The sequence below is a fragment of the Anditalea andensis genome (assembly GCF_000714815.1).
In the GTDB taxonomy this organism is placed as follows: domain Bacteria; phylum Bacteroidota; class Bacteroidia; order Cytophagales; family Cyclobacteriaceae; genus Anditalea; species Anditalea andensis.
In genome coordinates, this window is record NZ_JMIH01000015.1 from 93,646 (window position 1) to 117,169 (window position 23,524).

Consider the following 23,524-nt stretch of genomic DNA (forward strand, 5'->3'; position numbering starts at 1 on the left):
AATAAAAAAGGGAGACTGTTAAGATCTCCCTTTTTATAATTAATATATACCTAGTTTACTGCACCTCTACACCTAAAGCCTTTGCCATTACGGCTCCGATTTCGGCAGGTGATTCGGCTACATGTATCCCGTTTTCTCTCATTATTCTCATTTTAGCCTCAGCAGTATCATCTGCACCGCCTACGATAGCTCCGGCATGTCCCATCCTTCTACCTGGAGGTGCAGTCTGGCCTGCGATAAATCCTACCACCGGCTTTTGGTTGCCATTTTCTCGGATCCACCGGGCAGCATCAGCTTCGTAGTTACCGCCTATTTCTCCGATCATCACGATCGCATCTGTTTCAGGATCATTCATCAATAGCTGAACAGCATCTTTGGTAGAGGTACCGATTATAGGATCACCACCTATACCGATAGCTGTAGATACTCCCATGCCCGCTTTAGCTACCTGGTCGGCTGCTTCATAAGTTAAGGTACCTGATTTAGATACTATACCCACTCTTCCTTTTTTGAAAACAAAACCCGGCATGATACCGACTTTAGCTTCTCCCGGAGTGATGACACCTGGGCAATTTGGACCTATCAAAGTAGCTCCTTTTTCTTTAATGTAAGGCTTAGCCTTCATCATATCTTTAACCGGAATACCTTCAGTGATGGCAATGATCACTTTAATTCCTGCATCTGCTGCCTCCATGATGGCATCAGCGGCAAAAGCAGGCGGAACAAAAATTATAGAGGTATCAGCACCAGTTGATTCCACCGCTTCTTCAACAGAGTTAAATACAGGCTGGTCCAGGTGGGTAGATCCGCCTTTACCTGGTGTCACTCCACCTACTACATTGGTGCCATATTCGATCATCTGCTGCGCATGGAATGAGCCTTCTGAGCCCGTAAATCCTTGCACGATTACTTTTGAATTCTTATTTACTAATACACTCATGTCGCGATTTTTATAGTTTGTTACAAAAATAAAACAATAAGCCCACTCACAAAAGAATTATCAAACAATCTCATTTTATTTATTCTATATCATATCTTTTTATAATTTAGTGTACGAATATACTCTTATGCAAAAGTTTTTTATTTCTTTAATCTTTATGTTTTGGGTTTTTACGGGATTTTCCCAGTCATTTCAGCAAAACAAGAATATAAAGGGACTGAATTTACCATCAAATCAAATATTGAGTTTATGTCAAGATGATGCGGGGCGGATATGGGTTTCTACAGCTAAAGGTATATACTATTCGGATGGTATCACTACCTATGGCATTCCAGATTCCATTCATCAAGTGCTGCAGAACCGACCCAATACCTACGTAGATACAGATGGGGTTATATACATGTTCAATACTGAAAGGACAAAGAAAATCTATTATGTTTCTGATTATAAGTGGGATGAACTGGTAATTCCGGGTCCGGTCATTGAAAAAGTAGGCAGTATAGGTAAAGTTTCCGTTTCAGTAGCCTATGTCAATGGCAATAAAAATCTATTTTTGGTCGTACCGGGATTCATAGCTGTATATGATTTTTCTTCAAGTAAATGGGATTATAGACCTTATGATGTTCCTACCTTGGGTGATTTCAGTTCTTTTTATCAGTCAGGGGACACCACTTATTTTTATTTTGAAAAGATAATTCTGAAATTATACAATAGTGAAATCTCTTCAGAGGAAAATTGGTCAGATTTATTAGATGGACCTGTTTATAAAGTAGTCCTTGATGCTGAAAATACCTTTTATTTCCTGGGACATGGAAAATTGGCAAAAGGTAAGGAGTTTAAAAAACCCCAGGATATTATCCATAGCGGGTTTGCACAGGCCAAATTTGGTAATCATCATTACTTTGATTTAAAAATTAATGATGGGAAGGTTTTCTATTACTTTAATTCCCATCTGTATAGACATTCCAGTATGGATAGGTTGCCACTTCTGATTTCGGCTGAAGAAAACCTACGTATTTATCTTATTCAGGCTTTGTTGATCGATAGAGAAGATATCATATGGATAGGCAGTCAGAGAGGACTGGTTAATGTACCTACCCTAAGGTTTCAAAATTATACAGTTAGGGATGGACTGTTGGATAATGAAGTCACTGCCATATACAAAGACAAGCCGCAAAAATTTTATCTGGGGTTTAATAATGGCATTCAACTATGGGAAAACAATGTGCTGAAAACCTTGGATATTTTCGATCATTTAAAGGGAACATCCGGTAATAGGATTAATAATTTTACCCCTACTAAAAAGGGCATATATTTCTCAGCCGGGCAAAAAGGGGTAGGCTTGATCAATCTATCCAATAACCAGGTGACCTATAAAACCGCACCGAATGGCCAAGGAGTTCAGTTTACCTCCATTATTGATGACCATTTATATATATTGGCAGGTTCTAATGTCTACAAAAGCCATATTACTGGCAATAATGTTTTTGCCCAAGATGTTACTTCTACAATATATTCTGGCCAAGGCGAAGGCAATTATTTAAGGAAAATAGATAAGCTGAGTGATGGTAAGATTATTTATCTCCACAGCACCAGTACTTCTGGCATTCAGGAGGGACTCGTGGAGAGCCAACATTATTTAAGGGTGGGTGGATATGATTTTTTGGAAATAGAGGAGGGTGTCTTATTGGCGACAGAGGAAGGGTTAAAAATATATAAACAGGGAAAAATCGAGGTGTTCTCTGTAAACAACAAGACCGTGGACAGACCTATTTTCTCTCTTTTGCAGGATGAAAGAGGAGCTGTCTGGATGGGTACTGACAAAGGGGTGTACGTGCTTTACAATGGTTATATTACATGGTTTGATTCTTCGCGGGGACTTGTAGGGGATGAAGTAAACCGGGGAGCATTTATAAGGGGTAATCCAGGGAGGATATGGATCGGTACTGAAGAAGGTATTTCTATATACAGACAGGATGAAGACGAGGAACTATTGGCCAGCCCTATAGTGAAGATAGAAAATATAAGACTGCTCACAGATGGGGAACAGTCTTACAGTTTTTCTAATATTCCCTATAATCATAATAATATACAGATAGATTATTTGGCAGTAAGTTTTATGCAACAGAATAACCTGCACATTCACTATAGGTTAATGGGGTTGTCAGATAAATGGGAGACTGTGATAGATCCCAGGTCGAAACAGCTGATTTTTGAAAACCTACCTCCAGGAACCTACCACCTTGAATTGAAAGCCAGTTTGGGAGGACAGTTTGAATCACCTGTAGTAATTTCTGATGGATTTATTATTGATCAGCCATATTATTACAAACCTATATTTATATTCTTTGTGCTCGTTCTTTTTTTGGCCCTGGGATTTATACTCAATACGCTGTTAAACCAGTTTAGGAATGAGATGCTTTTAAGAAAGACCATTTCCCAAAAAATATCAGAAATCCAGTTGGCGGAAGAACAGTTTAGAAATGTGTGGAACAGTTCTAAAGATGGTTTGTGCCTATCTATCATCAGCGGAAAAATCATCGCAATAAACCCTGCTATGACCAAACTCTGTGGAGTACCGGCCAAAGAACTTAAAAAGGGACATCTGGGTGAAATGTTTTCAGACCCGAATTTCTATAAAAACCAGGAACCTTATATACTAGAATCTCTTCATAATCACGGTAAAGCCGGGATGACCAAAGAATTGACCATGCCGTTTAAGAATGGACCTAAAACCATTGAACTTTATAGTACTATGGTGGACATCAAACATGGCAATGATACTGTGATGTTGAGTGTGTTTAGAGATATTACTGAGAAAAAGAACAGTGAAATCCAGTTACGATTAGCCAAAGAAAAAGCTGAAGAATCCAATCAGTTAAAATCCAGGTTTTTAAGTAATATGAGTCATGAGATCCGAACCCCCCTTAACGGAATTCTGGGAAGTGCTGAAAACCTAATTATAACCAATCAAGATAAGCCCGAGTTGCTGTCTGGATTGGAAATAATACTGGAAAGTGGAGAGAGGCTATTGAAAACCATCAACAGCATTCTGGATATGTCAAAAATAGAATCAAGGACTATGGAAACCAGAATGGAAAAAACCAATATCAATGATTTTATTTCCAAGATACTCATGCCATTAAAGGCAGCAGCTATGAAAAAAGGGCTGCTCCTTACGGCTAAGTTCGAGACTAAATCTTTTGTGGCACCAATAGATAAGGCGTCTCTGGATATGATCCTAAATAATATTGTGAGCAATGCTATCAAATATTCAAATAAAGGATTGATCCAGGTCAAAATAAAATTATTGGACCAATCATTATATATACAGGTGCAGGATGAAGGAATAGGTATGAGCGAGGATTTTTTATTGAAAATTTTTCAGCCATTCCAGCAGGAAAGTGGTGGATATGCCCGTAAGTTTGAAGGTAGTGGATTGGGGCTCTCTATAACCAAAAGTCTAATGGACATGTTGAAAGGACAGATTTATATCACCAGCAGTAAAGGTAAAGGTACCACAGTGACCATTACCTTACCTTTAGACCTACAGATAACCAAAGAGCAATAATTAAATTTTTACTTCGCCCATGTTAAAGCTGAATATATTAATTACCGAAGACGATACTGTTTCTGCCCTTTTATTAAAAAAGGCGCTGGAAAGGAATAACCATAATATTTTAGCCATAAAAGAAACCGGTGAAGAGACCCTGGAATTTTTGGAGCACCACACTGCTGATATGGTCATGATGGATATTAACCTTGCCGGGGAACTAGATGGTATCCGCACGACAGAAATTATTAATGAAAAATACCATATTCCGGTAGTTTATCTGACAGCTAGCTCAGATGAGGAAACATTGCAAAAGGTGGTAGGGACAAACCCCAGTGCATATGTGATCAAGCCATTTAATATACGGGAACTTAATATGGTCATCGAGCTGGCTATTTTTAAAGACCGGGAAGAAAAAGAGCTTAAAGCACTCAATAAATTGCTAGAAGAAAAAGTAGCTATTCGGACTGCGGAGCTATATGAAGCTAATAAGGAGCTTCAGCGAGCTTTGGAAAAAGAAAGAGAAATTAATGAACTCAAGTCAAGAATAGTACTTAATGTATCGCATGGGTTTAAAACACCGCTTACTTCGATATTGAGTTCGGCACAACTGCTTCAGAAATATGCCGAAAAAGATCATCCTTTCAGGGTAAAAATGATGAAGCATGCTTCAAAAATAGAACTTTCAGTCAGAAATTTAAATAATTTACTGACGAGTGTACTTTTCTTCGGAAAAGCAGATGCCAATAAGATTGATTATAAACCGTCTACTGTATTTACAGTCGCATTCTTCAACGAAGTGATAGACGTGGTAAAAGCTGGTGTGGAAAATAATTCAGAAATTAAAGTGGTACTGAAAAAATTGCCCAAAACCATATTCTGTGATCAGGAACTTCTTTACCAGATTTTTGAGAATCTCCTTTCCAATGCTACAAAATATTCTAAACCCGGTGGGGTGGTGGACTTCACCGTCTGGATGGAAGGGGATGAACTGAATGCTACAGTAGTAGATTCTGGGATAGGCATACCTGAAAAGGAACAAACGCAACTGTTTGATAGATTTTTCAGGGCAAATAATGTTGGCATCATAGAGGGATCTGGGCTTGGACTGTCTATAGTGAAAAAATGCATGGATGTATTGGAAGGTAAGATCACATTTAAAAGTACAGTAAATAAAGGCACCTCTTTTCATATTCAGATACCTATAAAAAAGAAAAAGTAATGTTGAATACCCATAACATTTATTTTCGATATGATGCCGAAAATGAATTTCATCTTCCCGATTTAAGTCTTAAAGGAGGGCAGAACCTATTGATATTAGGCCAATCAGGAAGCGGTAAGACTACACTGTTAAATATTCTGGGAGGACTGTTGAAGCCTATAAATGGGGAGGTTATTATTGATAATACTTCCATATATAAACTTTATGAAAGTAAACTGGATAAGTTTAGGGGCAATAATATAGGCATCGTTTTTCAAAAACCTCATATTATTACCGCTCTGACGGTAAGGGAAAACCTGCAATTGGCAGCATATTTTGCCCATTCACAGAGCGGTGATAGAATAGATTATATTTTAAACGAGCTCGATATAGGCCACAAAGCGCAATCAAAAATCCAGCATCTCAGTGAGGGTGAAGCTCAGCGCGTTTCCATTGCAAGAGCTTTGGTAAATTCTCCAAAAATTATATTGGCTGATGAACCCACTTCTAGTCTGGATGATGTCAATTCACATAGAGTGATGGAACTGCTTATGGAGCAAGCGGGTAAAATGGACGCTGTTCTTATCGTCGTAACGCATGATCAAAGGGTGAAAAACCACATTTCTAACCGTATAACTGTAGGAGTAAAGAAATGAATATATTAAAATTAAGTTGGAAATACCTCATTTCAAAGCCCCTGAATACAGGTCTGAATATTTTACTGCTGGCACTGGGCCTATCTGTTATTACGGTGCTGATTCTGCTGCAGCACCAGTTTGAATCTAAACTTACAAAGGGAGCAGAAGGAATAGATTTAGTAGTAGGTGCCAAGGGCAGTCCTTTACAACTGATACTTTCCAGTGTATATCATATCGATTTTCCTACAGGTAATATACCTTTGGAGGAAGCACGGAGACTGTCCCAAAACAGATTGGTAAAGAATGCTATTCCTTTGGGGCTTGGTGATAATTATCAGGGATTTAGGATAGTGGGTACAAATCATGATTACCTGGCGTTATATCCACATGCATTTTCGGAAGGAAGAGTATGGGATAAGCCATATGAAGTAGTATTGGGAAGTATAGTAGCGGACAAAACATCTCTTTCTGTGGGAGATACATTCATCGGCTCTCATGGCATCTCGGCAGGCAGTCATGATCATGATGAGCATCAGTATGTAGTGGCAGGGGTATTAGAAAGTGGAAATAATGTTCTTGATAATCTTGTCCTGACCAGTATAGAGACGGTGTGGTTTACTCATGATGAGGAAGAGGAAAATGACCATAACCATGACCATGATCATAACCATGACCATGATCATAACCATGACCATGACCATGATCATGAGAAGACTGATGTAGTGGTTAAATCAGGTCTGCCGGAATCAGAAGAAGAAAGGGAGATTACCACCTTACTTGTCCAGTATAGAAATCCTATTGCAGCGGTTCAGCTTCCCCGGTTTATAAACAGTAGAACTTCTATGCAGGCAGCTTCTCCTGCTTTTGAAATCAATCGGTTGTTCGAACTATTGGGCATAGGAGTTTCATTAATGCAGGGATTGGCTATAGCTATAATAATTGTGGCGGGGTTAAGTATCTTTATTGCACTATATAATGCTATGAAGGAACGTAAATATGATTTAGCTGTGATGAGGACTTTAGGAGCCTCCAAGGGGTTGCTTTTTTTTCATATTATATTGGAAGGGGTAATTCTTACCGGAATAGGAGCTGTGGCAGGGATTTTAATGGGGCACCTTTTTCTAAGTGTTTTAGTTAATATAAACGAGCAGGGACCTATTTCCGGAATTTCTGCTTGGGTATGGCTTCCTGAAGAGATATTTATCTTGCTATATGCTCTAGGGGTGGGGATTTTAGCTTCTATTATACCGGCGTGGAGGGCTTACCAAACTGATATAGCAGGACAATTGACCTAAATGTTAAAAAGAATTTACAGTTGAAATTAAATATGATCCAATTATCATTCAGTAAAAATATTGCTTTGATAGTTCGGCAAATCAGGCTATCTAATGTGATTACACCTGCCTGACGGAAGTCAGGCTTGACCTTTGAAAAAAATATAATCAGATGAATAAAATTAAAATATCTTTAGTTGCTTTAATCACCTTTTTGGTATGTAACGCATCTTTCTCACAGGAGGTTAATGTCTGGAAGGACCTGTCTAATGTTACTTATAAAATAGGTGAAGACGATTTTGGAGAATTGTACTTGCCGGTTTTTGATGATAAAATCAAAAAACTGGAAGGAAAAGCCATTACGGCAGATGGCTATATCATTCCTTTTGAGGGGATGTTTAAGCCCGAGCATATTATACTCTCATCTCTGCCCCTGGCTGAATGTTTTTTCTGTGGATCAGGTGGACCAGAGACAGTGATGGAAGTCATGCTTAAAAAACCTATAAAATATACCTCTAAAAGGGTTCAGGTTAAAGGGACGTTAGTCTTAAATTCAAAGGATCCTGAAAAGCTCATGTATATTTTGAAAGATGCAGAACTGCTGACCAATTAAAATAGGCTCCATAAAATAAAAAAAAGCTCCATTAATTGGAGCTTTTTGCTTCTTCAGCTTTAAAGTTTTCCAGGACAGAAAGTGTTAAAGGCCCAGGTTTGCCGTTGCCGATGATATGGTCATCTATCTGTGTAACTGGCAGCAGACGCTTAGTGGTACTGGTCATAAAAACCTCATCGGCAGATATAACCTCTTCCAAAGTAATATCGCGAACCTCTGTTTCTGGTACTAGTTTTAAGACATTTTTCCTGGTTATTCCATTTAAGATGTTTGATTGGGGGGTGGCCAATCTACCTTTTTGTACTATGAAAATATTGCTTCTGCTACTTTCCGATATAAGTCCTTTATGGAAATATAATACATCTTCTGCATTTTTTTCTTTCCATGTTATGCTGGAAAAAACCGCCTGGCTATAGTTGGTAGTTTTTATAGTTGGAAGGGGTCTGACATATTCTTCGGTTATTAATTTAACACCGTTCCTAAATTTTTCTTCTCCAGGGAGTAATAAATCTTCGCAAAATATAAACAATTTTCCTTCTGCCGGGCTAAAATGATTGGCAGAGACTCCACCGGATAGCACCATTCTCACCCCCCCTTGTTTGAGGTCATTTTTATCTATAAGCATACCAATTATCTCGGTTAATTCCTTTTTGCTGTAGGATAAAGGAAGATGGGTGTGGGAGGCGGAATTAATAAACCTATCTAAGTAATCTTCCAAAAAAAGGGGTCTGTAATTTACTGTTCTGAAAAAGTCAAATATACCATATCCTCTGGTCAGTCCTATATCGGAAGGATGAATACGGGCTTCTTCAGTCAATATTATTTTTTGCTCTGCGAAACAATAGGTTTTCATAAATCAGGAAGTTGTTTATTAATAAAGTCAATCAATACCTTTAAAGGAATTGTTTCTATAAATGTGGCCGCTTAATAATAGGCCTATTCTGTCCATAGCGTTAACATTTATTTATGTCAGAATTTTTTTGGTGTTGTAAAATTTTGTTTTTTATGATGCATTAAAGGTAATTATAATTTGCTATTAAAGTAAATGGTTAGAATTTCAGCATTTATTTTTTTAAAAGGGAAACATATTTTATATTTGCAATTATGTTGCATAAACTTAAACTTATATCTCAAAGCAAATCCGATTTTATCGGTATATCTGCCTCTATAGCCTGCATAGTTCACTGTTTGGCTGCACCTGCTCTGGTATCTATAGGGTATATATTCAATTATACCATTCTGGGGCATTGGCACATATTGGATTATTTTTTTATTGTTATAGCAGTTATTGCTGTATATTTTAGTACCAGAAACTCCCCGTCCTCCAGATTAAAGTATTTATTTTGGATAATTGTATCTATGTTTTCTCTTAGTATTTTACTTCACGAAAGATATGAAGGACTGGAAGTAATTACGCTATTGAGCTCTATATTTTTAATCATATTACACTATCTTCACCATCGGTTGTCGGCAGTCAAAAAGCGAACGAAATAACTGTTATATAGATTCCTTCTGATTTTTTCATAACTTGGGGGGATTATTAAATACGCTGCATCATGATTACTAAATGTCCCCAGATTAGTTTATTATATGGTATATTTTTAGGTGTTTTATTGAGTTGTGGATCACCTGGATCTTCCAATAAAGAACAAAAAGTCACAGTAGAGGAAAAGAGCACAAATGATGAATTAAAAAATGAAGTGATAGCCATCCATGATGAAGTTATGCCTAAAATGGGTGCCCTGAAATCTCATCAAAAAAGATTACATGATGAAGTAGCGGATCTTCAATCACGAAATGAGGGTCAGTATCAAGAGGGAATTGAAATACGTCAGCGGCTGGCACATGATCTAGACCAGGCATACGAAGATATGTTTATCTGGATGAGGCAATTCCGTCCTGAGTTAGAGGGTATGGATGAACAAGAAAGCAAAGCTTATTTATTGGATCAGAAAGAGAAAGTGATTATAGTCAATGAAAATATAAAATCTGCTTTGAGTCGGGCTGAGGAGGTGACATTATAAAGTAAAAAAATTTATTGATTAGTCTTTTAAGAAATCTGCTACTTGATTAGCATCAATTACACCAGTATGATCTCCCCAGATATTATAAATATATGTAGTGATTTGCGCTATTTCCATATTAGTAAGGTGAGGATTACTCGGCATGTTTTGATTATAAACTACCCCGTTTACAGTTATTTCTCCTCTTAATCCATGTTTAATAATTTTTACAGTTCTGCTTATATCATCCTTCATATAATCTGAATGAGCAAGTGGAGGTATGACCCGTCCCAAACCCGATCCATCTGTCTGGTGACAATTAGCACAGTTTTTTTCATACAGGTTTTTGCCTTCTACTGCATATTGCTTTGTTTTGGTATCTTTAATATGGGATAAGGATGGCGATTTACCTTGTTCACTATCACATCCTATAAAACACAATAGTATGCAGAAGGTCAAAAATGGAAATTGAATTTTCATTCTATACTGGGTAATAGTTTGGGAATATCATTCATCAGCTTGTTTACCTGATCAGATTTGGTGCCATCATAGATGCCCCTTATATGGCCGTTTTGATCTACCAGTATGAAAGCACCACTGTGAAGAAACCCCCCGGGTTCATCCTTATCTTCCATAGCGGTAGTCATATAGCTGGTTTGGCCGATTTCGTATACATGCTCCTGATCTCCTGTAAGGAAATGCCAGGTATCCGCATTTGCTACCCCCAATCTTTCAGAATAGTCTTTTAATAATGGGACAGTATCATAGCTAGGATCTATACTGTGGCTCAATATTTTAAAATCCGGATGATCTCCAAAGCGATCATAGACCCTCAGCATTTCTGTTTTCATAACAGGGCAGATGGTGGGGCAACTGGTAAAAAAGAAATCAGCTACATATACTTTCCCCTCTACTGTTTCATTGGTTACTGTGTCGCCATCTTGGTTTACAAATGAGAAATCTGCTATTTGATGATATACGGTATCGATGATTACCCTTCCGTCTACTTCCCTGTTTTCTGTATATCGGTGGCCTAAAATAGGAAGTTCCCCTCTTTTATCCCCTTCTGTATTGCAGCTGGGGAACAGTAAAGTAGAACATATCGCGGATAAAATTAAAACAAACTGATTTCTAAACATCGAATTTTTATTAGCTCTACACATCAAATATATTTTTAGTTCCTTTCCCTCACTTTCTTATATGCCCATATTCCAAACATAAGAGCAGCACTTAATAATATGAGGCCTGCTAGTCCCCAGGCCATGTCAACAAGGTTTTTTAATACTATCAGAAATACTATGGCAAATAATAGTACAGTAGCTCCTTCATTCCATAGTCTTAGCTGGTTACTGGTCCATTTAGTGATGCCACTTTGTAGCTCTTTATAGATAAAATGGCATTTGAGGTGATAGATATAAAGGAAAAAAACAAATGCCAACTTTGCCTGCATGAATCCCATCTGCAAAAATCCCCACCTGTAATATAAAGTCCAAAACCCGAATAAGAGAGTCAGTATGGCCGATGGCCATGTTATTCCCATCCAAAGCCTTTTAGCCATGAGGTCCAGTTGGGGCTTTAAAATTTTTATTTCACCTTCTGGTCTTTCCATAGCCTCTGTTTGGTATATGAATAGCCGTACAATGTAAAAAAGGCCTGCAAACCAGGTGACGATAAATATAATATGTAAGGATTTAATATAATCGAATGCCATTACTGAATTTTTCCCCTAAATTAAGGCCTTATCTGTTTACCTGCAATTGGCCTCTAATCTATTATCTCATAAATTACAAATGTGATTAAATAGACTCAAGGCTGCATTTATTTATTTGATTATATGTAGCATATCTTATTTATGCTGGACGGCATATTTTTTTATAGCTTTTGAAATATTTATAATTTATGAATGGCAGATTTCTTGCGTAAAATTGACCATAAACTATTTACCAGATGTTATATGGCAACTACTAATAAGTATAAAGCATTTATTTTTGATATGAATGGCACTTTAATAGATGATATGAAATACCATACTGATGCTTGGTATGAAATTCTTACTAAAGAACTGGGTTCAGATCTAAGCTATGAAAATCTAAAAGCTGAGATGTACGGAAAAAATGCTGAATTGCTTGTCCGGGTTTTTGGAGAGGATTATTTTCAGCCTGAGGAGATAGAACAGCATTCGGTCAACAAAGAGAAGCAATATCAAAAAATATATAAACCTCACCTCGAAGCCATTTCAGGGTTACAGGATTTTTTGTCAAAGGCAGAGAAAAATAATATAGCCATGGGCATAGGGTCAGCCGCTATAATGTTTAATGTCGATTTTGTTTTGGATAATCTTGATCTTCGCAGATATTTTGCCTCATTGATCAGTGCAGATGAAGTCGAACGGAGTAAACCTGATCCTGAAACATTTTTAAAAGGAGCGGAAGCTTTAGGGGTAAAACCCGAGGAATGTCTGGTATTTGAAGATGCCCCGAAGGGAGTGGAAGCAGCCAGGAATGCCGGGATGGATGCTGTAGTTTTGACTACGATGCACGGGAAAGAGGAATTTGCAGCGCTCGATAATATCAAGTTCTTTATAAAAGACTATGAAGACCCCCAGCTTGACCAGCTGATTTAAAAAATAAGAGGCTGTCTCATAAGTAAAGACAGCCTCTGTTTCATTCGGGTCAGTATCTGAATCAATTTTCATACAGCCAAGTCCCAGGCTATTGAATCGACTTACAAGACAGCCTCTTTATATTATTTATCATAAATTTTATAATAAACATCACTCCATCTCAGCTCATTTTGAAGCTGTCTTAAATCAGTGGTTCTATCGATATTTACTGATTCTATTCCCGCAATATTAGCAAAATCATTGAGTATTTCGGTACTGATATTTTGGCTAAAGCAGGTATGGTGTGCGCCACCTGCGAGAATCCATGCTGCGCAGCCTGTTTTCATATCGGGTAATGGCTTCCACATTACTCTGGCTACAGGTAATTTGGGCAAGTCATGTGTAGGGGCCACCGCTTCCACTTCATTGATGATCATTCTGAATCGATTGCCCATATCTACGATAGAAGCATTTAATCCCTGACCTCCATTTACATTAAAAACTAGCCTCACCGGGTCTTCCTTTCCTCCTATACCCAGTGGATGAACTTCACAGGAAGGCTTATTTGCTGCAAGACACTCATCCACTTCAAGCATATGAGAACCGAGTACCAAGCTATTGTCTGGATCAAAATGATAAGTGTAATCTTCCATAAATGCATTGCCTCCTTCCAGACCTGTGCCCATCACTTTCATAGCCCTTACCAGTGCAGCAGTTTTCCAATCACCTTCTCCAGCAAATCCGTAACCTTTGGCCATCAGTCGCTGGACTGCTATGCCGGGCAATTGTTTCATTCCATGCAGGTCTTCAAATGTGTCCGAGAAACCTTTAAAGTTTCCGTTTTTAAGAAAAGTTTCCAATCCTATTTCAATACGGGCTGCCTCTATCAAAGACGCTCTTTTTTCTCCGTTTTCCAATAAATTATCCGAAAGATCGTACGAGGTTTCATATTCAGTCACCAAATCTTGGATCTGAGCATCTGATACGTCATTGATCACCTTCACCAGGTCGCCTACTGCAAAGGTATTTACAGAAAAACCGAATTTCAGTTCTGCCTCGACTTTGTCTCCTTCGGTAACGGCCACATACCTCATATTGTCACCAAAACGGGCAAATTTCGCCCCCTGCCAGTCATGCCATCCACTTGCAGCCCTGGCCCATCCGTCTATTTGCTGGTGGACTTGGTTATCCTGCCAATGGCCTACCACCACTTTACGGTTGATACGCATACGGGTGGCCATAAACCCAAACTCCCTGTCTCCATGAGCACTTTGATTAAGGTTCATGAAGTCCATATCAATGCTGTTCCAGGGAATGTCCCTGTTATATTGCGTATGGAGGTGAAGTAATGGTCTGTTAAGTATCTTTAGGCCATTGATCCACATTTTGGCAGGGGAAAATGTATGCATCCAAGTAATAACTCCTATACAGTTCTCAGCTTGATTGGCCTGCTGACAGACAGCATAGATTTCTTCCGTAGTGGTTACTATAGGTTTGAATACTATTGATACTGCTATGGAATCGGAGTTGTTCAATTCTTTGGCTATTGCCTCAGAATGATCTGCAACTTGCTGCAGTGTTTCTGGCCCGTATAGGTGCTGGCTTCCGGTTATAAACCAGACTTCATTATTTTTTAAGCTTTTCATTCTTTACGTGTTGATTTATAAAATTTCATTAATTACATCCAAAAGAAATAGTAGAGTAGGCCTACTATTAATATAATTCCAGCGGCACCTAGGTTAAATGGTGTAGCCGTATCGAATAGTTCTGGATCTGTGTCCAGTGCATTGACATCAGCGTTTTTGAATTTTACATTTGTGTATAATATTACGCCAAGCATGGTAAACATCGTAGCAGTCATAAATATGGATTCTATACCGATATGCTGGTATCTACTGAAGAAAACCGTCCCTAGTATAAGGCAGATCACGCCCCAAGCTATAAAGAAATAACTTGTATTTTTTATAGACCTCTCGTTACCGTATTCGGTTGAATTTGTTTTAGTAGAGTTACCTTTTTCATATAAGCTGATGAGGGAGGCTATAAAGCACAATACTATAAACACATATCCCATTCTGATGAGGAAAGGCATGTCCGGGTACAGAACTTTGCATACTATGCCTGCAGGTATAGTGGCTATGGCGGTCCATAGTGCGGCATTGGAGGTAATGTGCTTCCAGAAGAGGCCCATGCAGAATACTGCCACTACTCCAGGATAGATATATCCAGTATATTCTTGTATATATTGGAATACCTGATCCAATGTTTGAAGGGCAGGTGCCACATATATGGCGATTAATAATGCTATGATGGCTACTATTCTTCCGGATCTTACCAGTTGCTTATTACTTGCATTTTTATTGAAATATACCCTGTAGATATCCATTGTGAAAATGGTGGAGGTACTATTGATCATGGAAGCTAGAGATGATACTATGGCCGCTGCTAATGCAGCAAAAGCCAGACCCCTTACTCCTTGAGGAACAAAATTTTTCAAAAGCCAGGGATAGGCCTCATCTGATCTGTCTATAGTTCCTACCTGGTCCACCGGAACATTTAACATAGCAGCCAAATCCTCCGGACTGTATTCATTAATCAGGACATAAGCCGCTATACCGGGTATAACCACCAGAAGAGGTATTAGTATTTTAAGAAATGCAGCGAAAATAAGGCCTTTTTTTGCTTCATCAATACTTTTAGCAGCCAGGCCTTTTTGTATGATATATTGGTTAAAACCCCAGTAGCCTATATTCGTTAGCCACATTGCCCCAAAGATTACAGCTAGACCGGGTAAATCCTGAAAGGCATCTTTCACTCCCCCAGTTCCATCAGGAACCATAATTTCTCCTCTTGGGACTATCATGATAAAATGCTCACGTGCATTGGTATAGATGCCCTGAAGACCTGCCAGGACCCCATCGCCATGACCTACAGCATCAAGTGCCAAATAAGTAGTGATAAGCCCTCCGCCTATCAGTACAAATACCTGTAATACATCAGTCCAAGCCACTGCTTCCAGCCCTCCATAGACTGAATAAATACCGCTGAATAACAATAGGCCTATTATGCCATATATAAGGGGTACACCCATTATCTTCTCTAAAGCTAAAGCTCCCAAATAACTGACAGATGTTAAATTCACAAATACATATACCAGAAGCCAGAATACTGCAAAGGCTGTACTAACTCCCTGGCTGAATCTTTGGCTGAGGAACTGAGGCATAGTGTAAATTCCGTTCTTGATGAAGATCGGTAGAAAAAACTTAGCTACAATGATGAGCGTTATTGCTGCTATCCATTCATAAGCAGCTATACCTAACCCAATAGCATAACCTGAGCCTGAAGTGCCAATAAAATGTTCCGCAGAAATGTTTGCAGCGATTAGTGATGCTCCGACTGCCCACCATGTCAGCGACTTGTCGGCTAAAAAATACTCTTGAGCTGTTTTTTGTACCCCTTTTTTAGTGCGGGATACCCATAGGCCTAAGGAGATGATCATCAATCCATAGACTGCAAATATAATGTAATCCAATGTAGAAAATCCAGCATTCATTTAAATTAGGTTTGGGTTTGAGTATAGCATATATTTCTTAAAAGGTATTAACCAGTTTCAATGAAGTGTTATATTTACACTTAAATTTTGAAATTTAAAAATGCTATCAAAAATTTTTATTCATTGAGTGCTGTAATCTCTGTTTTGGGTACAAAATTTAATAAACTTTCAAACTTTTCTTTGTAATGTTCTTTATCGATAGAATAATAGAAGGCCCCTTTTTTTGAACTGGATTTGTCTTTTTCTTGCTCTTTTATTAAAAGGTTGGTGGATAGGACCTTTCTGCTAAAATTTCTTTTGTCTATTTTAGTGTCATATAGTCCTTCGTACATGGCCTGAAGCTGTGGAAGGGTAAATTTTTCGGGCAGTAATTCGAATAAAATTGGATGAAAGGCAGCCTTGTACCTCAGTCTTTGGAGAGCGGTATCGACCATTTGGGCATGGTCAAAAATTAATTTTGGCAGTTCTCTAAGTAAAAACCATCTTGCATGAAAATCATCATTGATTTGTTGCTCGTATTTATGGATATCGATCAAAGCAACATAGGCCATGGCAATGACCCGTTCGATGGGATCTCTGTCAGGTTCACTGAATGCCTGCAACTGTTCTAAATACACGTTTTTTAAACCGGTCAGCTGTTTCAAAACCCGGTCCGCCGCCTGTTCTAACGATTCTTTTTCCTGAACAAAACCGCCCATAAGGCTCCATTTTTCCTTTTCAGGGGCAAAACCTCTCTGGATCAACAATACCTTATAATCAGTGCCATCAAAACCGAAAATAATGCAGTCTACGGCTACCAACATGCGGTTCTGGCTAGAATATTTAATCATATTACATGGGTTTTTAAAATTGGTATTAAAGATACCATTCTATAATTAAAACACAAATTTACACTTATCATATCAAGAATGTATTTATTGAATTTTCTAGTCATTCTATCCTTTTAAATGATGGATTTATACTCATATGAGCTCAATATTTTAACAGGGCTGGATCAATATGATTGATAATTGAAACAATATAAAGGGGATATGATTATGATTAAAATCAATTAGTGTAAAAAATACATTTAAAATTTTGCATGCTATCTTTTAATTTTCTAATATTCGAAAACAAACGATTGCTGAAATCAAATTGACCTTGATGATTATCAGCTATTGTAGGCTTAACGGTCCTGTTAAAAGCAGGTGTTTTTAAATAAAAATCTAATTATACTATAAACCCCCACAAAATGAAATTAAAATTTTTACCCCCCAAGCTACTGATGGCTTTTATGGTGCTAGTTTCTAGCATCGGGCCCATACAGGTAATAGCTTCTCCAGCTTCCTCAAATGTTACGGTTAGTGATTTTGAGGATATTACAATTACAGGTAGGGTCATTTCGGCTGCAGATGGTGAGCCTATACCAGGCGCATCTGTTACAGTAAAAGGAACTACCAGAGGTGTTCCCACGGATATGGATGGTGCCTTTGAAATATCCGTACCCGATGAAAATGCGGTCTTAGTTGTATCATTTATCGGATTTATGTCCCAAGAAGTGCCTGTTGGTAACAGGACGCTACTCAATGTGCAGCTTCAGGAAGATGTAAGCAGCTTAGATGAAGTAGTAGTAGTAGGATATGGTACACAGAGAAGAGCTGATATCACCGGATCTGTGGCTATAGTAGAGACGTCTGAGATGAAAAAGTTTGCCACAAGCGATGTCGCCCAAATGCTTCAAGGCAGGGTTTCGGGTGTTCAGGTAACAGCAGATGGACAACCTGGTGCAGTTCCGAATGTGCGTGTAAGGGGAGTAGGTACATTTGGTAATAACCAGCCACTATATGTAGTGGATGGTGTGCCGGTGGGTACTACGGTAAGGGATTTTAACCCGAATGATATTGAATCGATGCAAGTATTGAAGGATGCCTCGGCAACTGCCATATATGGTAGCCGTGCTGCAAATGGCGTCGTCATCATTACTACCAGGCAGGGTAGGAAAAATACTGATCTTACCGTAGAGTATAATGGCTATTATGGTATCGATCAAGTATGGCAAAGAATGCCAGTATTGGGAAGAGAAAATTATCAAATGATGGCCAATGAAGTGAGGGTCAATGCTGGAAGGCCTTTGATTCCAGGCAATAACCCCACTTCTCCAGTTTATATCAATGATGTAGACAATGATTGGCAACAGTTAGGTTTTAAAAATGGAATGCGGCAAAACCATAATCTAGGTTTTTCCGGGGGGGGTGAACGTACTACTTATAATTTATCTCTGGACTTTTTTGGTAATGATGGAATATTGGTAGGTAATGGTCCTTCTTACGACCGGTATTCTGCGAGATTGAATACCACCGCTGAGAAAGGCATATTTAAAATGGGATCATCTTTTTATTATACCCATTCCAGAGAAAACACCTTGACTTTTAATGACCAAGTTTTAACCGGTGGCAGGCCCCCTCTAGTGAATGATCTGCTCATGACCCCGCCTACTATGAGATTATATAATCCTAATAATGTAGGGGGTTTTGGCGGTACTGATGCAGATGTTCATAGTGTGATAGCGCTAAATGCCCCTGGAATTAATACTTTATTTGAAAACTGGGTGGATGTAGACCGGATTTTTGCCAATATTTTCGGAGAACTTCAGCTATTGGATAAAGACGGTCACCGGTTAAAATACAGGGTAAATTTAGGATGGGACAAAACCATGACCCGAGATTTTTCATTAGTCCCGGAATTTAATATGGGATATTTCTTTAATAATGCTATAGCAAGGCTAAATGACGGGTCTAGGATTTTTACAGTAGGACTAGTGGAAAATACCTTGAATTATAACAAGTCATTCGGCAACCATAATTTAGATGTTCTGATAGGTCATACATTTCAAGCAAACAGTACCATAAACAGAAACGGGTATACTGAAGGCCTTCCAAGACCCTATTATCCTGTTTTGTCAAACGGTACAAACCAGACTGCCAGCGGATCAGAGTTCCGTAGTGCCTTAGATTCTTACCTGGGTAGGATAAATTATGATTATGATGGAAAATACCTTATGACGGCCACTATTAGACAGGATGGTTCATCGAGATTTGCCCCTGCTTCTAGATATGGAGTATTTCCATCGCTGGCATTGGGTTGGAGAATATCTCAGGAGGAATTTTTCCCCTTCAATCAAGATGCCGTATCAGATCTGAAAATAAGAGGAAGTTATGGTCAGTTAGGAAACCAGGAAATTGGAGACTACTTATATCAAAATTATGTAAATAGAAATATACCTTATCACTTTGCCGGTGATGATGTAGTCATCGGTGGTATACAGACTGCATTGGTGGATCCGGATATACAGTGGGAAACAGCTACTTCTATGAATATAGGTCTAGATGGTACCTTGTTTAAAGGAAAACTGACTTTCGCTGCTGACTATTATAATAAAACTACTACAGATTTGTTGGTAGGCGTGCCTATACCTGCCTCGACAGGGTCGATAAATACTGCTCCTGTGGTAAATGCAGGGTCTCTTCGTAATAAAGGATTGGATTTTGATCTTGGATATCATAAGTATGAAGGGGAATTTACCTTTGATATCAATGCCAATGTGAGTACACTATCTAATGAAGTGTTGTCTTTGGGTGGTTCTAATGAGCCCATATATGGTGTAGGGACTATCACCCGGGTAGGTGGTGAAGTAGGGGAGCATTTTGGTTGGCTTTATGATGGATTGTTTCAAAGCCAAGAAGAAATACAGAACCATGCCTTCCAAAATGCCAGTACCTCTCCAGGTGATGTTAGGTTTGTGGATGTAAATGGTGATGGAGTGATCAATGATGCAGATAGGGTAGCTTTAGGTAGTTCTATACCTTCTTTAACCTATGGATTTAACTTTTCAGCCAGATACAAAAGTTTTGACTTTACTACTTTCGCTTCCGGCGCGAGTGGATACGATATACATAGCAGGCTATATAGAACACTGATGCATACATCAGATTTTATAAACTGGCATGAAGATATTCTTGAAAGATGGACACCGGAGAATACCAATACTGATATACCAAGAGTAGTGGAATTTGATCCTAATAATAATGGCAGAGATTCCAACCGTCCGGGATGGTTGCAGCCAGGAAGACACCTCAGGTTAAACACAGTATCTTTAGGCTATACGATTCCAGAAAATTCCATACAAGGTATTAGAACAGCCAGAGTATATGTTACGCTGCAGAACTTATATACCTTCCAGAATTATAAAGCATACAATCCCGACTTTACATCTGGCGTGTTTGAGCCCGCATTTGACAATGGATCTTACCCATTGCCAAGAACCTACATGCTGGGTGTTCAACTTTCATTTTAACTGTAGTGATTACTGAATCAAAGACTTTATTATTATGAAAAATATACAAAAAATATACATTTGCCTATTACTCCTTTTCGGAGCGGTGGGATGTGGTGATCAGTTGGACCTCAACAATCCTAATAATCAGGTTCCAGCCGATTTTTGGCAGACGGAAAGCCATGCGTTAGAAGGTATAAACGCTGTCTATACTGCACTGATCATAGATGGTACCTATATGAGAATGATACCGGCCCTTACAGATGGGAGAGGGGATGATTTCCAGCAGGATACTCCTTGGTTGGATCTTGCACAGGTAGCTAATTTTTCTGCATTGCCTTCCACGGGCCCCATTCAATGGTTATGGCATGCCCATTTCCAGATCGTATTCAGGGCAAATCAGGTCTTGGAAAATGTACCCCCTATCGACATGGATGATGAATTGAAAAACCGAATAGTAGGTCAGGCACATTTTTTAAGAGGACTCGCTTATTTTAATTTGGTCACTAATTTTCAAAGGGTACCCCTGATCACATCTGTTCCTATAGAAAGTGCTGAATTTTATCCAGCCACTGCCTCAGAAGAGGAACTTTGGAGCCAGATCACAGCAGATTTTGAGCAGGCTAAGCAATTATTGCCAATCTCCTACTTAGGCGTAGGAGGTCCTGATAACAATCAGGTGGGAAGGGCTACCAGAGGTGCTGCCGCAGGCATGAAAGGAAAAGCTTTGTTATATCAAAGAAGATGGGCGGAAGCCACTACTGAATTTGAATTTGTGGTAGGATTAGGCATTTATGGATTAGTAGATAATTTTAGAGAGAATTTTGGTTTTAATAATGAAAACAACAGGGAGTCATTATTTGAAATTCAGTTTGCTACTCCCGATAGAGTTGGAGGCAATACATATAATTATGGTGGAGAGCCTAATGCCAACTGGATGCAGGTTTCATCGGTAGGCCATACCTATGCCCAGCCTGGGTTCGGATATAATGATTTTGTTCCGTCAAGAGGTTTATATGATGCTTTCCATTTAGAAAGAACAGTTGACGGAAGAAAAGATCCTAGGCTTCTGTCTACCATAGCTTCATATGAGCCTGAAGAGAATTCTACCACTGTATATAACGGGGTGCCATGGCCTCATGCTCAAGATGCTATTTTTCCAAGGAAATATACCCATGATGGGTTAGGAGTAGCTACTGAAAGCCAAGGAGGTGTAGAGCGTTCAGGTATTAATTATAGGGTATTAAGATATGCTGATATTTTATTAATGCATGCTGAAGCACTGAATGAATTAGGAAGAACTGCTGAAGCTTACGATTTTATACAAATGGTGAGGGACAGAGCTAATTTACCTAGCCTATCAGTAGTAAGGCCCAATATGAATCAAAACCAGATGAAGGATCAGATTGCCCACGAGCGTTTTTTGGAATTTGCAATCGAGAGCCTACGCATCCATGATATTATCAGATGGGGTTGGTTTTATGACAGTGAAAAGCTGGCTATGCTAAGAGCAAATGATGTAGAGTTTACTAGATGGTCTCCGGGTAAAGAATACCTACCGATACCGCAAACTGAGCTGGATGTGAATCCAAATCTACTTCCAAATGATGCTAACTAAACAGGTAGAGATAAATAGATTTATCAAGATATAACCTATTACACCTTTCTAAGAACACACGGATGTTTATTTGACATTCCTGTGTTCTTGGATTTTAAATATTAAAAATGAAAAATCACCTCATTCTCATATTTTATTTTGCTTTTTCTATAATAGCCTATGGCCAAGAAAAGGTTACTGAAGTACCTGCACATGATCCTGTGATGGTCAAAGAAGGAGATAAGTATTTTTTGTTTACTACAGGTCTTGGCATTTCCGTATGGTCATCGGATGATATGAATTCATGGCAGAGGGAGAAACCCGTATTTACAGAAGCACCAGCATGGGCGAAAAGCGTAGCTCCTGATTTTAAAAATCATATATGGGCACCGGATGTCATTTTGCATGAAAACACCTATTATTTGTATTACTCGGTATCCTCTTTCGCAAAAAATACTTCCGCCATAGGTGTGGCTACTAATAAAACACTTGATTCTTCATCTCCAGAGTATAAATGGGAAGATCATGGAATAGTCATACAGAGTGTCCCCGGCAGAGATCTATGGAATGCCATCGATCCCCATATTATCAAAGATGATAACGGAACTGCATGGATGAGTTTCGGATCTTTTTGGAATGGGCTTAAACTTGTAAAATTAGCTGATGATCTTCTTTCAGTAGAAATAGGCCCAGAAGATTGGTTTACCATAGCACGCAGGGAAAGAACCTTCACCCTCGATGATAGAGATCCTGGAGATGGCGCTGTGGAAGCTCCCTTTATATTTAGAAAAAATGGGGAATATTATCTGTTTGTATCATTTGATCTGTGCTGCAGAGGGGATAAAAGCACCTACAAAATAGTGGTGGGCAGATCGGATACCGTTCAAGGTCCATATGTGGATCGCGAAGGTACTAGCATGTTTGAAGGAGGTGGAACATTGGTCGTGGAAGGAAATAAAGACTGGTACGGTGTGGGTCATAACTCTACTTATACATTTGATGGTAAAGATTTTCTCCTATTCCATGGATATGAGGCGGCAAATGAAGCACGTCCTAAATTACTCATTCGAGCAATAGAGTGGGATGAAGACGGATGGCCCACAGTTAAACTTTGATACAATTAAATCATGACAGCGCTTCAGATGAAATCGATCATGACGGAAGCGTCACACAGAGGGAGGACTGGACAGTATGAGAGATACCATCCCTACCTATCTGGAAAAGTTATGACCATTAAA

The 23,524-nt window shown here is 38.8% G+C and carries 19 protein-coding genes; 11 read left to right on the forward strand and 8 right to left on the reverse strand.

The features are described 5' to 3' along the window. Nucleotides 1–55: 55 nt before the first annotated feature. On the reverse strand, nt 56–940 hold the full coding sequence (sucD, locus tag EL17_RS07825) for a succinate--CoA ligase subunit alpha (RefSeq protein WP_035072377.1): 885 nt from the start codon (nt 938–940) through the stop codon (nt 56–58). A 127-nt stretch (nt 941–1,067) separates the two neighbouring features. On the opposite strand from sucD, the gene EL17_RS07830 reads away from it, so the two are divergent. From EL17_RS07830 to EL17_RS07850, 5 genes are all read left to right on the forward strand, one after another. Next, on the forward strand, nt 1,068–4,511 hold the full coding sequence (locus tag EL17_RS07830) for a sensor histidine kinase (protein ID WP_035072379.1): 3,444 nt from the start codon (nt 1,068–1,070) through the stop codon (nt 4,509–4,511). Between the two features lie 19 nt (nt 4,512–4,530). Next, a complete protein-coding gene (locus EL17_RS07835; RefSeq protein ID WP_035072380.1) occupies nt 4,531–5,715 on the forward strand; it encodes a hybrid sensor histidine kinase/response regulator in 1,185 nt (394 codons plus the stop codon). Then, nucleotides 5,715–6,350, forward strand: a complete 636-nt coding sequence (locus EL17_RS07840) for an ABC transporter ATP-binding protein (protein WP_035072382.1) — start codon at nt 5,715–5,717, stop codon at nt 6,348–6,350. Before EL17_RS07835 ends, EL17_RS07840 begins: the two co-directional genes overlap by 1 nt. Beyond that, nucleotides 6,347–7,627, forward strand: a complete 1,281-nt coding sequence (locus EL17_RS07845) for an ABC transporter permease (RefSeq protein ID WP_035072384.1) — start codon at nt 6,347–6,349, stop codon at nt 7,625–7,627. The genes EL17_RS07840 and EL17_RS07845 overlap by 4 nt, the downstream gene beginning before the upstream one ends. A gap of 151 nt (nt 7,628–7,778) precedes the next feature. Continuing rightward, on the forward strand, nt 7,779–8,219 hold the full coding sequence (locus tag EL17_RS07850) for a hypothetical protein (protein WP_035072386.1): 441 nt from the start codon (nt 7,779–7,781) through the stop codon (nt 8,217–8,219). Nucleotides 8,220–8,250: 31 nt separating this feature from the next. Here the strand turns inward: EL17_RS07850 and EL17_RS07855 are convergent, their stop codons facing one another. Beyond that, on the reverse strand, nt 8,251–9,072 hold the full coding sequence (locus EL17_RS07855) for an aminotransferase class IV (RefSeq protein WP_035072388.1): 822 nt from the start codon (nt 9,070–9,072) through the stop codon (nt 8,251–8,253). Nucleotides 9,073–9,323: 251 nt separating this feature from the next. Here EL17_RS07855 and EL17_RS24340 point away from each other — a divergent pair, with 251 nt between their 5' ends. Together EL17_RS24340 and EL17_RS07865 are read left to right on the forward strand one after the other, a co-directional pair. Next, complete coding sequence (locus tag EL17_RS24340; protein ID WP_051719873.1) at nt 9,324–9,713, forward strand: MerC domain-containing protein; 390 nt, start codon at nt 9,324–9,326, stop codon at nt 9,711–9,713. Nucleotides 9,714–9,775: 62 nt separating this feature from the next. Next, nucleotides 9,776–10,243: a hypothetical protein gene (locus EL17_RS07865; RefSeq protein ID WP_051719874.1), complete on the forward strand. Its 468-nt coding sequence runs from the start codon at nt 9,776–9,778 to the stop codon at nt 10,241–10,243. 18 nt (nt 10,244–10,261) lie between these two features. Here EL17_RS07865 and EL17_RS07870 read toward each other — a convergent pair whose 3' ends face one another. From EL17_RS07870 to EL17_RS07880, 3 genes are read right to left on the reverse strand one after another with little or no spacing between them, the layout of a single operon-like run. Next, nucleotides 10,262–10,702: a c-type cytochrome gene (locus EL17_RS07870; protein WP_035072390.1), complete on the reverse strand. Its 441-nt coding sequence runs from the start codon at nt 10,700–10,702 to the stop codon at nt 10,262–10,264. Continuing rightward, complete coding sequence (locus EL17_RS07875; protein ID WP_084166144.1) at nt 10,699–11,385, reverse strand: SCO family protein; 687 nt, start codon at nt 11,383–11,385, stop codon at nt 10,699–10,701. The genes EL17_RS07870 and EL17_RS07875 overlap by 4 nt, the downstream gene beginning before the upstream one ends. Before the next feature lie 11 nt (nt 11,386–11,396). Next, nucleotides 11,397–11,933, reverse strand: a complete 537-nt coding sequence (locus EL17_RS07880; protein WP_035072394.1) for a CopD family protein — start codon at nt 11,931–11,933, stop codon at nt 11,397–11,399. 243 nt (nt 11,934–12,176) lie between these two features. Between EL17_RS07880 and EL17_RS07885 the strand changes: the two genes are divergently transcribed. Beyond that, nucleotides 12,177–12,845 carry an HAD family hydrolase gene (locus EL17_RS07885; protein WP_035072575.1) on the forward strand — a complete coding sequence of 223 codons (669 nt, stop codon included), beginning with the start codon at nt 12,177–12,179 and terminating at the stop codon, nt 12,843–12,845. 122 nt (nt 12,846–12,967) lie between these two features. Here EL17_RS07885 and araA read toward each other — a convergent pair whose 3' ends face one another. From araA to EL17_RS07900, 3 genes are all read right to left on the reverse strand, one after another. Beyond that, nucleotides 12,968–14,470 carry an L-arabinose isomerase gene (gene araA, locus EL17_RS07890; RefSeq protein ID WP_035072396.1) on the reverse strand — a complete coding sequence of 501 codons (1,503 nt, stop codon included), beginning with the start codon at nt 14,468–14,470 and terminating at the stop codon, nt 12,968–12,970. Between the two features lie 32 nt (nt 14,471–14,502). Then, on the reverse strand, nt 14,503–16,377 hold the full coding sequence (locus EL17_RS07895) for a sodium/sugar symporter (protein WP_035072398.1): 1,875 nt from the start codon (nt 16,375–16,377) through the stop codon (nt 14,503–14,505). Between the two features lie 116 nt (nt 16,378–16,493). Further along, the gene (locus EL17_RS07900) at nt 16,494–17,207 is read right to left on the reverse strand and encodes an NUDIX hydrolase (RefSeq protein ID WP_035072400.1); all 714 of its coding nucleotides are present in this window, start codon (nt 17,205–17,207) and stop codon (nt 16,494–16,496) included. 401 nt (nt 17,208–17,608) lie between these two features. Here EL17_RS07900 and EL17_RS07905 point away from each other — a divergent pair, with 401 nt between their 5' ends. The 3 genes from EL17_RS07905 (at nt 17,609) to EL17_RS07915 (ending at nt 23,401) form a co-directional block, all read left to right on the forward strand. After that, the gene (locus tag EL17_RS07905) at nt 17,609–20,710 is read left to right on the forward strand and encodes a SusC/RagA family TonB-linked outer membrane protein (RefSeq protein ID WP_035072402.1); all 3,102 of its coding nucleotides are present in this window, start codon (nt 17,609–17,611) and stop codon (nt 20,708–20,710) included. Nucleotides 20,711–20,744: 34 nt separating this feature from the next. Next, nucleotides 20,745–22,307 carry a RagB/SusD family nutrient uptake outer membrane protein gene (locus EL17_RS07910; RefSeq protein WP_205623548.1) on the forward strand — a complete coding sequence of 521 codons (1,563 nt, stop codon included), beginning with the start codon at nt 20,745–20,747 and terminating at the stop codon, nt 22,305–22,307. 107 nt (nt 22,308–22,414) lie between these two features. Further along, nucleotides 22,415–23,401 carry an arabinan endo-1,5-alpha-L-arabinosidase gene (locus EL17_RS07915; RefSeq protein WP_035072404.1) on the forward strand — a complete coding sequence of 329 codons (987 nt, stop codon included), beginning with the start codon at nt 22,415–22,417 and terminating at the stop codon, nt 23,399–23,401. The last annotated feature ends 123 nt before the right edge of the window (nt 23,402–23,524 follow it).